Source organism: Lacrimispora sphenoides (genome assembly GCF_900105215.1).
Classification (GTDB): domain Bacteria; phylum Bacillota; class Clostridia; order Lachnospirales; family Lachnospiraceae; genus Lacrimispora; species Lacrimispora sphenoides_A.
This window is the reverse complement of the sequence record NZ_FOIP01000002.1, coordinates 205,586-218,400: the sequence shown is the minus strand read 5'-3', so window position 1 is coordinate 218,400 and position 12,815 is coordinate 205,586. Positions and strand designations below refer to the sequence as shown.

At 47.3% G+C, this 12,815-nt stretch carries 9 protein-coding genes; 2 read left to right on the top strand and 7 right to left on the bottom strand.

Annotated elements, in window-relative coordinates; all coding sequences use genetic code 11:
* Positions 1-12: 12 nt before the first annotated feature.
* The 7 genes from BMW45_RS17680 to BMW45_RS17650 all read right to left on the bottom strand — a co-directional run bounded on the left by BMW45_RS17680 (position 13) and on the right by BMW45_RS17650 (position 8,916).
* A complete protein-coding gene (locus BMW45_RS17680; protein WP_092247053.1) occupies positions 13-261 on the bottom strand; it encodes a zinc ribbon domain-containing protein in 249 nt (82 codons plus the stop codon).
* A 14-nt stretch (positions 262-275) separates the two neighbouring features.
* On the bottom strand, positions 276-851 hold the full coding sequence (locus tag BMW45_RS17675; protein WP_092247051.1) for a TetR/AcrR family transcriptional regulator: 576 nt from the start codon (positions 849-851) through the stop codon (positions 276-278).
* A 744-nt stretch (positions 852-1,595) separates the two neighbouring features.
* Positions 1,596-3,059, bottom strand: coding sequence for a sulfatase family protein (locus BMW45_RS17670; RefSeq protein WP_092247048.1), 1,464 nt, complete (start codon positions 3,057-3,059; stop codon positions 1,596-1,598).
* Positions 3,060-3,071: 12 nt separating this feature from the next.
* Complete coding sequence (locus tag BMW45_RS17665; protein ID WP_092247046.1) at positions 3,072-5,309, bottom strand: helix-turn-helix transcriptional regulator; 2,238 nt, start codon at positions 5,307-5,309, stop codon at positions 3,072-3,074.
* Positions 5,310-5,373: 64 nt separating this feature from the next.
* On the bottom strand, positions 5,374-6,285 hold the full coding sequence (locus tag BMW45_RS17660) for a carbohydrate ABC transporter permease (protein ID WP_092247043.1): 912 nt from the start codon (positions 6,283-6,285) through the stop codon (positions 5,374-5,376).
* Positions 6,286-6,296: 11 nt separating this feature from the next.
* Positions 6,297-7,235, bottom strand: a complete 939-nt coding sequence (locus BMW45_RS17655) for an ABC transporter permease (protein WP_207649103.1) — start codon at positions 7,233-7,235, stop codon at positions 6,297-6,299.
* Positions 7,236-7,308: 73 nt separating this feature from the next.
* Positions 7,309-8,916: an extracellular solute-binding protein gene (locus BMW45_RS17650; RefSeq protein ID WP_092247040.1), complete on the bottom strand. Its 1,608-nt coding sequence runs from the start codon at positions 8,914-8,916 to the stop codon at positions 7,309-7,311.
* Positions 8,917-9,325: 409 nt separating this feature from the next.
* Between BMW45_RS17650 and BMW45_RS17645 the strand changes: the two genes are divergently transcribed.
* Entirely contained in the window at positions 9,326-10,696 is a 1,371-nt protein-coding gene (locus BMW45_RS17645) for a sulfatase-like hydrolase/transferase (RefSeq protein WP_092247037.1), read from the top strand.
* 17 nt (positions 10,697-10,713) lie between these two features.
* Positions 10,714-12,744 (top strand): alginate lyase family protein, encoded by a 2,031-nt coding sequence (locus BMW45_RS17640; RefSeq protein WP_092247034.1) that lies wholly within the window; start codon positions 10,714-10,716, stop codon positions 12,742-12,744.
* Positions 12,745-12,815: the final 71 nt, after the last annotated feature.

Below are 12,815 nucleotides of genomic sequence, written 5' to 3'. Positions count from 1 at the left end.
ACATCTCCCTTTTTAACTATTGAAATATTCCTTCCATGCCGGAAGCTTTTTCATGCTGCTTTCGGCCATTTGGGCCGCAGCCTTTTCATCAAACCCCTGTGTTTTGATGATAAAGTTAGTCATACCTGACTTCTTCTCTTCAAACGATTGCATAGAGCCGTCAGGTCGGGCGCAGTGTACACAATAATCTTTCGTTGTGTCACCGCAGGCAAATTCAGAAGCATCTGCCATTGGCATACCGCAAGCAATACAAACTTTCATTTTAAATCCTCCTTTTATTTTTTAATCAATTTTAAAAATGTTACCGTAAGTTCTGAGCCATACCGCTCTATAATCGGCGTATCCGGTGAAAACAAATCTTTGTTTAATAAATAATAATGGATTAGACCCACCCATGTATTAAACAACAGGTGAACAGGGATGTCCTTACATGTATTGTTTTCGCGTTCAAATACCTTGTTAAAATGGTAGGCAACAATGGATTGTATATTGGAAAACGTTAATCTTGCCTCCTCCGGCAATAAACTCCTTTCAGCGATCAATCGGATATAAAACTTCTCATGTCTGGCTAAAACATCTAAATGAGCCTTCAACAACTCTTCCATATTATCTTTTGTTTCCGCCAGGCGGTGTATCTCCGATCCCAAAGCATCACCGAAATCCTGTATCAGACAGCAAAGCAGTTCATCCAGTGATGAGAAATGGACGAATATAGTGCCGTGAGATACGCCCGCTTCCTTTGCAATAACAGCTGTTGTAGCTGAAAAGCCTTGTTCGGAATAAATCTGATATGCTGTTTCAAGTATCTTTTTTCTTGTATTTTCTTTTTGCAATTGCCTTTTTGATTTCAAACAATGACCTCCAACTCAGTGAGTGTATACTTATTATATTTTATTTTATATTGAGCGTCAAGATATTTTTAAATATTTTTTATATCTGACAGTTACAACTTTAAATCCTTTAGCGCAGGCAGAAGTTTTTTATAGAATCTATTCTATTCTCTGCTTACCAGGGGAGACAGCCTTTTCCTATATCTAAAATCGAATTAATGAAGCAGTACGGATGCCTTCACCGATTCAAAGCAATTATTTACTTCAGCAGTAATTATCGTACATTTTTGCTTAATGCCCATTTAACATGACATTCAAATGATTATATAGTTATGTAAAATCTTTTTTATATTATTAATTAGTTATATCAAATCATTTTTAATCGTTTATTTAGTACTTTTAATAAGGTCGTGAAGCAACTTAACGCTGATCCTTAGACTTTAACACTGATCCTTAAACTGTAGAGGGACTTTCAAAGCAAGATGGATCAGGCCGCCTCCGGACTACTGGTGCTGATAAATATTTATGTATCTACTATGGTAAAGTAAAAGAATACCTGGATTCTTTTAATGAAAACAGGTATTCTATACTTTTTCTATTCTATACTTTTTCCTATCTATATTCTTTGTATCCCAGGCCAGTATGATACGGTTCACAACAAATATGGTATACTCCACCTTCATACTTATCAAGGATTAAAAAGCAGGGGTGAAATTATCCTTTTGGATATTCTCACCCCTGCTTTCCAGGACACTCACTCCGTATTTACTGGTAAAGATCCCGGAACTGCACCAAGTCCACCTCCGGAATCTGCACTTCATCCTCCAGCTCTTTCTCATGTTCTTTTAACAGTGTCAGGAGTTCCCTTACTCTTCCATCATACTGTTCCTTAAATACCAAATTATCGGTTTCAAATACATCCTGATCCAAATCATAGAACTCTAAGTAAGTTTCATCCTTGAACAAATCTACGATCAGTTTATCCTTCCCTGCTACAACACAACGACTGAAATTGCCCCTCGACGCATTCCCGTCATACTGGATAAATACAGGCAGCTCATCCAATTCTTCGCCGTCTTCCAAAAGGGCCTTGAGGCTGCGCCCATCCATCCTGTGACGGGGTGAAATCGAATAATAATCACATATGGTAGGCAGAAGGTCGATGTGGCTGACCGGTGCCTTTAAGTGCCTGCCTCCGTTTCTTCCTTCTGGAAGGCGGATGGAAAGGGGCGTCCTTACGGACTCTTCATACATGCACATCTTCTGGAACAGACGATGTGCCCCCAGCATCTCTCCGTGGTCGGACGTAAAGATAATGACAGAATGATCGTAAAGGCCTTTTCTCTTTAATACATCGAGCACCCGTCCCACACAATCATCCAACAAAGCCACCAGGCCTAAGTAAACGCGGAAGGCTTCCTCCCACTCCTCCATGGAATACTGATTGCCGATCACCCCGGTTAAATTATATTTCTGCAGGGGAGACTGGTGTGGATACCAGATCCCTGTATTCTCCGGGAGGCGGACCTCCTCTTTTCTGACTCTGGAATACCATGGCTCCGGTACATCAAGGGGCGGATGGGGTGCCAAGTGCATCATGCTTAAAAACAGCGGCTTATCTGTATTCACTTCCTCAAGCGCTTCCACGGCCCGGTCAGTAAAATAGCCGTCGAAATAATAGGAATAGCCTTCTTCGTACTTCCCGGTGGAGGCATTGGAATAGCTGCGCACCTGGGTATAGGTTCCGCCGTTCATCTCCGGAACCTGGGTGCGGAACCGATTTCCCCCTGGTAGACGCTTCCCCTGTTCATTTAAGAACTCCTTATAGGTCTGCTCAGTAGTCAGCCATCTGGTTTTGGATTCCGGACGCTTCTCCAGCGGCTCCCCTTCCATGAAGAGATGCTGCTTCCCGCTATGGATGCATTCCATATCCAGCCGCTCCATCATATCATAAAGATTATCTATGCCGGCCCTCACCTTAGCGTAGGCCTTCTCCGGCTTGTACCAGCCATTAATAAGGCTTCCGTTCCTCCCCGGATAGGTCCCTGTAAACAGAGCTCCTCTGGCAGGGGCACATAAGGGGCAGGCACAGTAAGCGCGGTCGAATACCACGCTTTCTCCCATGAGCCGGTCTAAATTAGGCGTTACTCCAAGTCCCAATACATCATAGCGCAGCTGGTCCGCGGCAATGACGATCAGATTATCTCTTTCAAATCCAGAATTTTTCATAGTTTTCTTTCCTTATTCTTCTTCCCCGGCCTTCTTTTTCTTCTTATATTGGAAGGGTGTGACGCCGTAGGTTTCTTTAAATACTTTAATAAAATACTGGGATGAGCTATAGCCCAGCCTGGAAGCGATCTCCTTCATGCTGTAATCCTGGTCGATCAGCTCCAGCGCCCGGTTCAGCTTCTTTTCCCTGATATATTCGGTATAGCCTTTACCCATCAGCTGCCGGAACATCCGGCTTAACACATCCGGACGGATGGAGAGGCTGTCTGAAAGATAATCAAGAGAAATATCATGCTCTAAATGATCCCTTATGATCTGTTCCATCCGTTCCTTAAGATCCCCGTTCTCCGGTCTTTTCTTCTGGCGGATATTCGTCAGCAGTACCTCGCAGATCCTGTTCACCCATTCACAGTATGCGTCTATATCTGACAGCTGCTTATAATACTCCCGGATATCATAGCCAAATACAATCCACATATCCAGCTGGTATCTCTGTATGGTCTGATAAAGCAGCGTCACCAGGTCGCGAAGAGTGGACATACAGTAATCAATGGTGTAATTGCCCGTCAAAAAGGAGACCTTAAGTGCTTCAACGTGGTATTTGAAATCCAGGATATTTTCACTGTTAATATCTTTTTCTATCGCTGCGAATAGCTTCAAATGGCTGCCATTGCCTTTTCTCTCAGGGATCTTAAGCTCATCCCAGGACAGCTGGACCTCTCCGGAATAGATGAACCGGTACCGAGCGGCCTCGCTGGCGCTTAAAAAGCTCTTCCTCAAATTCTCCGGATCCAAATCCTGAGGCACTCCGCATACAAAGCCAAGAACCTCCACGTACTGTTTCAAAATCTCCAGAAGGATCGCCTGCACCTGTTCTTCCCGTTCTCCGTCATACACAGTAACCGCAGCCAATTCTCCTTTGTTTAAGGTGGTAAAGAAGACCCGCCCGGTGACGCCGTGACTGTTAAACTCATCCTGCAGGCCCTTTAAGGTCAGTTCTTCCCAATCCTGTACCTTCAGATAGACGATGTAACAACAGACACGGCCAGACTGGCAGTCGGAAAACAGCGTCTCATAGGCCTGGTCTGATTTCCTGTTCAGGATCAGAGAACGCAGGGAATTCTGGTACAGGACCGTCTCCGAATTTTTCACCGTCTCACTTAAGCCGGAGATCCTCTCCGACAGCACCGTTAAGGATCCGTCAAAGCCCTTGCCTTCTCCGCCTATGGCGATGCCTGCTTCCCGGGAAACGGTTAATACCCTCTTGCGGTACACATAATAATTTAAGTAGGAAACAACTACCAGAACCATGATATTAAAGAGGATCGAAATGGCAAAATTCAACAGGAAAATCCTGCTTTTTACATTAAAATCTGCCAGAAATGTACTCTCCGGCATGTAATAGACATAGTTGAGCCTGGTCAGCGCAGAAGATCCGGAAAATACCATGTTTGGTTCGCCGTTCAGCTTCATCTGCACCGGCCGGTCTTCCTCCCTCTCCGCCAGGGGAATCTTGCTTATATTATTCAGGACTTCTAAAACCCTCCCCTGATCCGCGCCGGATCCCGACTGGTAAAGGACCCTAAAAGCTTCGTCTGCCAGCACAAAGCTTCCACTGCTCATATCTATGTAATCCTGCAGGCTGTCCGGCGTGATATGGAATGCAGCTACAACGCTCTGCCCCTTCCATTTCGGCCGGGAAATCCGTTTGACATAGGTAAGTACCGGCGCCTTGGTCGGATAGACTGCATTGGACAGGGGGAAAAAGTACTGGTTTACCTTAAGCTTATCAAAATCAAAATACCAGGGAAGGTATTGGTTCACCTCTGTTTCATCCTGGATAAAGTGGATCTTGTCATAGCCCGTGACGATGGTCTTCGTCCCTTCATAATAAATATCCATGCTGACGACATGAGGGTATACCTTCCGCATCTCCTCCATCTTTACCTGCAAAGCCAGAATATCTTTGGGAGAACCGCTGATGGACTGCATCTGAGGCAGAAAGATTGGCTCGTTGGGTTTCACATCGGAAAAATAAAGCTGGGGGATATCGATTAAGGACTGCATCACCTGCTTATCAATATTCTTAAATGCCAGGTTCATGACCCGTTCATTATAGTCTACAAAGCTTTCCAGATAGGCATTTTTGTTCATTTTGTGAAATACAAAATAGTTAAATCCGGAGAGAATGGTGATGCTGAAAAGATTGATACACAACAGGATATAAAATATGGAAAATTTTTTCGTCATGGAAAGCCTCCCCCAAAAAGATATTGATATTCTATTGTAGCATACTTCTCTCCGCTTGTCTTTCTTAGCCTTTTACGGAGCCTACCAACATGCCTTTTACAAAATACTTCTGTAAAAACGGATAGGTACAGACGATGGGAAGCAGAGACAGGACGAGCGCCGCCATCTTCATGGTCTCCGTGTGGATGATCACATCCACCATCGTCTCCATATCTGCCGTCTGGCCATTGGTCAGGATGGTCTGGAGTACATATTGTAGTACATAAAGATTGCTCTTGGTCACATAGAGCATGTTATCCATCCAGGAATTCCAGTGATGTACACAGTACCATAAGGAGATGGTGGCCACCACCGGCTTTGATAAGGGCAGGTAAATGCCGAACAGAACCCGCCAGGGGGTCGCTCCGTCGATCTTCGCTGACTCCTCCAGCTCTACCGGAATACTCATAAAAAAGTTCCGCGTAATAATCAGGGCAAAGCCTGTGATCAGGCAGGGCAGGATGTAAACCAGGAAATTATTGGTTAAATGGAGATTCTTGATCAGTAAGTATTTGGGAATCATTCCACCAGAAAAATACATGGTAAATACCACAAACAGCATCAGGCCCTTCCGGTAGGGAAGGTTTACCTTAGACAGGGGATATGCGGTTATGATGGTAATCAGTACGCCGCTGGCTGTCCCTATGGCAGCCCTTAAGATGGTATTTAGATAGCTGTGCCAGAAATTATTATCCGTAGCAATCTTTTTATAGCCTGAAAAATCAAATTTCGTAGGAAGCAAGTGGAACCCTGTGGCATTCACCACCGAAGCCGGGCTCATGGAAATCGTGATAACCTGCATAAAGGGAAGGATGATCGCAATCACCAATATGGCTGCCATCCCATAGGCAAAGCCATCCACAATCCAGTCTTCACGGCTTCTCTTTCTTTTTCTGACGGAAGCCATCTCGCCGTCATTATTCTTTTTCTTTTTCATTTTTATCCTCCTTACCACAGTGCGTAGTCATTCGTCTTCCTGGCTACATAATTGGTCAGGATCACCAGAATAAAGGAAATCGTGTTTTTAAACAAATCCACTGCCGTGGTGAAGCTATACTGCATCTTCTGGATACCCATGCGGTAAACGAAGGTGGAAATCACGTCACCTACGGAATATGTACTGGGGGTCAGGAAGTTATAAACCTGCTCAAAGCTGTCGTTTAGGATCTTGCCGGACTCCATGATCAGCATAACCGTGATGATAGGCGCCAGCGCCGGTAGGGTCACATGGATGATTTTCTTAATTCTTCCGGCGCCGTCCATCTCCGCCGCCTCATACAGCGTAGGATCCACAGCAGTCACTGCCGCCAGATATACGATAGAGCCCCAGCCAATGGATTTCCATAGGTCTGACAGCACCAGCACACCCCTAAAGCACTTGGGCTCCGCCACGAAGAAGATGGACTCCAGCCCCAGGTTCTGCAGCAGGATATTGATGGGACCTCTGGACGGGGAAAGGAATTCGATGATAATTCCGGACACCACAACCCAGGAAACAAAATGGGGCAAATAGGAAATAGACTGGGCAAACTTCTTAAACGGCATACATTTAATCTCATTTAAAATAAGACTTAAAATGATAGGCGCCGGGAAACAGATTAAAAGCTTATAAAAGCTGATAATCAGTGTATTCTTCAGCACAGAGACAAAAAACGGGTCGCTGAAAAGCGCCTTGAAATGCTTAAGGCCCACAAAGGGACTGCCGCTGATCCCCTTTAGCGGATAATAATTCTGAAATGCGATTACCAGGCCATACATGGGGCCATAGCAGAATATCAGGAAAAACAGGATGCCGGGTATCAGCATGATGTAATATTCCTTATAATGTGACATATTGTACAGGAAGCCTTTTTTGACGGGCTTCCCCTTTGCTGTAACTGCTGTCATATGAATTCCTCCGTTAGAGAAGGACAGCTGCGGATACTCTCCTCTCGCAGCTGCCCTTCTATGCCCCGCTTAGTTATTTGACTGCGGCAAGTTTTTCAGCATAAGCCTGCTGAACTGCTTTTTCTGCTGCTTCACCGCCTGCTTTCTTGAATTCTTCCACAAAGGTATCAAAATAATCGATTGGCTTTGCACCTGTAATCATATCGAAATATGCCTGGTTGGTGAGAGAATCCAGAGTTGCGATGACATTGGAGACCTCTTCTACCGGCGGTGCATTGAAGCGGTAATATCCGTTTCCGGTCACATCATGGCCGAATTTTCTCTTCTCCGGTGTCACATTCTCAGCAAAGGTCACAGTGCTGCCGAAATCCACCTGAAGCACACCTTCTTTTCTCAAGTCTGTGCCTTCCATGATCCTGATAGGACCCTGGTCTGCCATCTTCCAATGCTTTCCTTCTAATCCATAGTTAACTAATCTCGCATAATCCATGTCAGAATAATATGCATCAAGCATAGCCAGGAAAGCATCTACGATGCGCGGGTCACTGGCTCCCTTGGTGGTAAGACAGGTCATACGTCCGGTTAAATTCCAGCCCTCTGTTCCGGACTGTCCGTCTGGACCAATGGGTGCCGGCCCGATTACGATATCTCCATCAGGATTGAGGCCCTTGAATTCCTTCATGCAGACACCCCAGTTCTCCTCATTCTTCGTGTCGGTGCTGGCATTTAAGTAATGATAAGGCTGTGCGGAGGTCAGACCGATCTTCCCATTCATGAAGGAATGAGAAAGCCATGCATATCCGCCGTGGTTTTCGCCTGTGATAAATTCCTTGTCGATAAGGCCCTTGTTATACCAGTCATGTAGCTTAGCAAGGACTTCCTTGGCTTTTGGCTGGATATAAGGAAAGTACGGTACATTATCCTCGCCCAACTGCATCTCCTCTACTTTAAAGCGGGGGTTGCCGCCGGTCACGCAGCGCAGGCCATAAGCACCGAAAACAGCACCGAAGGTACGCTCTGCCATGGCTGCCGTATCCTTCTTTCCATTTCCATCAGGATCCTGCTCCACAAATGCGGTCAGTACCTTTTCATACTCATCCAGGGTCTTTGGAACCTCAAGACCTAACTTATCCAGCCAGTCCTTTCTCCAGAACATTGCCATGGGAACTGCATCCATGGGGTTTGTCACACCGTAATTCTTGCCCTTGTAGACCAGGGTGCTCCACAGGGATCCATCGTCGTAGGCATCTGCAATCTTTGCATAGTTTGGTGCCTTCTCACGGATCTCTTCTATAGGAAGCTCTCCAATGATTCCGCCGTCTACATAATCAGGAAGCTGGCTTAGGTTATCAATTACCAGAACGTCCGGCATCTCGCCGCCGGCAAATCTGACATTTAAGTTTTCCTGGTATTTATTGGAATCCACATACCAGGCTTTTAAATCAATATTGAAGCGGTCCTCAATTATTTTCACCACTTCTGCATTATCATCCACCTCTGCGGAGGTAGCGCCTACCAGCCATGTCATCTGTACCGGCTCGCCTTTCTCCTCTGCTGCAGCGGAAGAATCCGTGGTCTGAGCCTGGGTGCTTTCCGATGGCTTTGAAGAACAGCCTGCCAGAACCGAAGCTGCCATCATTGATGCCATGAAGCCGGCAATCAGTCGTTTTGATTTCTTCATCTCTTCATAATCTCCTTTTTAACATTGATTTTTCAAATTTTTTCTTTGCATGTCACATCATGATCAGGTTGGGACCGCGTTTGTTTCTGAGCACATGCTATCATACCATTTTTCTGATGGCAACCCATAAAAAATTGAAAAATAACACTTTTTTGAAATCCCTTTTTTACATGCGAAACCCTTGTAAATACTGGACTTTCTGTTCCTCATACAATTTTTCCATTTCAATTTCCACCTTTTTGATGGTGATTTTATGGGATTTCGCCCATTTATCATTCGTCTATCATTTGTTACCTGCAAAATATTGGTATTTTGCAAAAAAATATGGTTGAACGTTATTTTTTCATTTCCTATAATTGGCTTAACATGAAATTAGTTTTAATATGGCTTAGAAAGGAATCCATCACCTATGCAGCAGAAACGCCAACCAAACATCCTGTTCCTCATGACCGATGAACACCGTCCCGATCTGGCGGGCTGGGCGGGAAACCCGGTCATCCGGACACCAAACCTTGACCGGCTGGCGAAAGACAGTGTCATCTTCGACCATGCCTACACCCCCTCCCCGGTCTGCATCCCCGCCCGTCAGTGTCTCATGAGCGGACAGCTGCCAAGAACCTGCGGATGCCAGGTCTTTGGAGAAGACTTACCTCCCTTTTATCCGACCTTTGCCCGCACCTTCTCCGAACACGCCTACCATACGGTCTGCTGCGGGAAGCTCCATCACAACGGCCCTGACCAGATGCAGGGGTGGCTGCGCCGGATCGGCCGGGACTGCCGCATCACCGAACGGTTTGTACCGGGCCTTGATACAAAAGAGCTGTCCCGGGTCAGGATCTCCCAGGCAGACCACCGCTGGACCAATGCAAAGGAGGTGCAGCGCTCAGGTCCGGGCCATGCGCGCAATACGATGGATGACGAATATACCCTGCAGGGTGCTCTGGATATCCTGGAGGAAATCTTTGAATCCCCTTACTATGACAAGCCTCAGCAAAACCAGCCGCTTCTATTAAAGGTAAGCTTTGTCCTTCCCCATTACCCGTATTTCTGCCGGGAGGACTTATTTAAATACTATTTAAACCGGGTACCCATCTACGGGGCAGAGCAGCTGCTTTCCGGCCACCCCTATCTGGACACGAAGCACCTGGAGATAGGAAAGGATGTAACGTTAAGGGAGGTGCAGCGCACCACAGCCGCTTATTATGCCATGATAGAAACAGTAGACGGCTACATCGGGCAGATCCTTGAAAAGCTTGAGGAAACAGGCCAGGATCCGGATGACTGGATCATCCTGTTTACCAGCGACCATGGCGAAATGCTGGGAGAACACGGGATATGGGCCAAACACAAATTTTATGAAGCAAGTGTGAGAGTCCCCCTGTTTCTCCGTTATCCAAAGCGCTTTGCTCCCCGCCATGTTTCCGAAAATGTGAATCTCTGCGACTTATATGCTACACTTTGCGACCTTTGCGGCATACCCATCCCTCCGGGGCTGGACAGCCGCTCCTTAACCGGTCTTATGGACGGCAGTCAGGACGACTGGAATGATGAAAGCATCAGCCAGTACTTAGGAGAATACTTAATGATCAAAAAAGGACCGCTTAAATACCAGTATTATGGCCCTGACATGCCGCCGGTACTCTTTGACCTGGCTAAGAATCCGTCAGAGACGATAAATTACATCGATGCGCCGGAGTATCAAGAAGTCATAAGAGCTTTTAAGCAGCGCAGTGCAGAGCTGGGATTTGGAGCACTCACATCCGGTCCTGTCTGCCCATAGCAAAAGGAGGAAAAACCATGACAGAAATCTACCCTGCAATCAAAGATATCCTTCCGGAAGGAATGAGTGTCTCCACCCTGCTGTCTCTTCTTCGGTCACGAGTGCTGGAGGCCAACCAGCAACTCACCGCCCTGGAACGGGGGCAGCTCGTTAGGGAACAGTTTCCCGAGCTTGCCGCGGACACGCTGCGCCTTGCAGACGAAGCCCTGGCCGGAAAGCTGGTCCTTCCCGGCACAGGCCCGGCGCTTTACTACATAGGCAATCCCCCAAAATGGACTGTGAATCCTGCAGGGGATAATGAATACACCTTTCATTTAAACAGGATGCATCACTGGAAAACCATGTGTGAGGCCTACAGCCTGACCGGAGATCTCCCATATGCCGAAAAGGTCATACAGGAGATCACCGACTGGATCGACCGCGTACCCTGCCCAGACCTTATGGTTGAAACAGGGGCTAACGCACCCGGCCGCTTCGACGGTCTCACCCCATGGAGGGCCCTGGAGGTGGGCATCCGCGGATACCGCACCTGGCCCTATGTGGTGGAGCTATTGATAGATACTCCCTATATGACGGAAGCCTTTCTGGAAAAGCTGCTTCCATGTATCTACGTCCATTGCCGGATCCTGTATGAGATATCCCCACTCCTTTGGCCCAAGGCAGACCACAACCACTACCTGATGGAGAATTTAGGGCTGCTTTCTTTCTCCTGTCTCTTTCCGGAGATGAAAAACAGTGAAGTTTTCCGGATCCATGCCTTAAGAGAACTGGACCGTTGTATGGATGCCCAGAGTACCCCATGCGGCGGACAGATCGAGGGCTGCCCCTCCTATCATAACGGCTGTGTCTTCTGGTTCGCCATGCGGAATGTATTCTCCAGAAAATATCATATGGAAGAATCGGAAAGCTACACCAGGAGACTTAACAGCATGTTCCTCCACTCCATCCACGCCACCCGTGCCTGCGGCGGCAATTTCCCCTGGGGCGACAGCCACACAGCCGACAAGGAAACCATGTGCCTGGCGGCCGTATCCTGCTATATGGCCTCCGGCAACCGGAACTACCTGGCTATAGCAGCACATTTTTATCCCATTGCCTCCATCTTATCAGACATCCGGGACAATTTGTGGCGGATTCCGGAGATTGGCCGTTTAAAGGAAGATCTGACCTGGGCAGAGAAGCATCCCCAGTGCCCGGAGCTTCCCCTTCTGGCCTGGCAGAGGGATTTAAACCAGGTATATCTGCGTACCTCCTGGGAAAAAGATGCCTTAAGTCTCATGACCGCCTGCCGCACCCCTGTGCAGAACCAGCACGCCCATATGGACCCGGGCGGCTTTGATTTCACCGCCTACGGACTGCCCCTGATCTCCGACCCGGGGATCTATACCTATAAAAGTGATGAAAACCGTTACCGTTTCAAGCGTACGGCTTCCCACAACTGCCTCACGGTAAATGGTGCAGATGCCTGGGAATACCAAGGTTCCTGGGCATATGGGCCGCAAAAAAAAGGCAGCATCTGTGCGGTGGAGCAGACAGAAGGGGTAACCTGCATCACCTCCCGCCATGAAAATTACGCCCCGGCCATTGCCACAAGGCACTTGGCCCTGGTAGATAACCGGGTCCTGGTGATCATTGACCATGTGACCGGACTTTCACAGACGGATATAGTTCAGATTCACTATCACTTAAACCGGACCGAACTGATCCACAGCGGAATGCGCTCCCTCATTTCCCTTGATGATGGCCCTGCCATCGAACTGGCGGTAGGGGATGATCCGGCCGATTTGGTAATAGAGGATGGAAAAATCTCCACTATTAACGACGTCTGGCATGATTCTAAGCTGGTCTGCTTCCATATGACCCCTGATGAAAACGGAGAATGCTGGTTCACTGCCCTGGCTGTCCCCCATCCTCAGTCCCCCGGAAAGCAGACGGCATCGGTCCGGCAGCTTCCGGCAGACGGACGCCTCGTGCTTGAATGTCATGCAGACAACCGTGCCTTCCGTCTGACCCTGAACGGGAACCAATTGATCAGGGAGGAACTTTAAAAAGACCACAGTTCTTTTGAATACATAATACAACATGGTGGAAGACGCACATCATTTTTTATTACTATTTG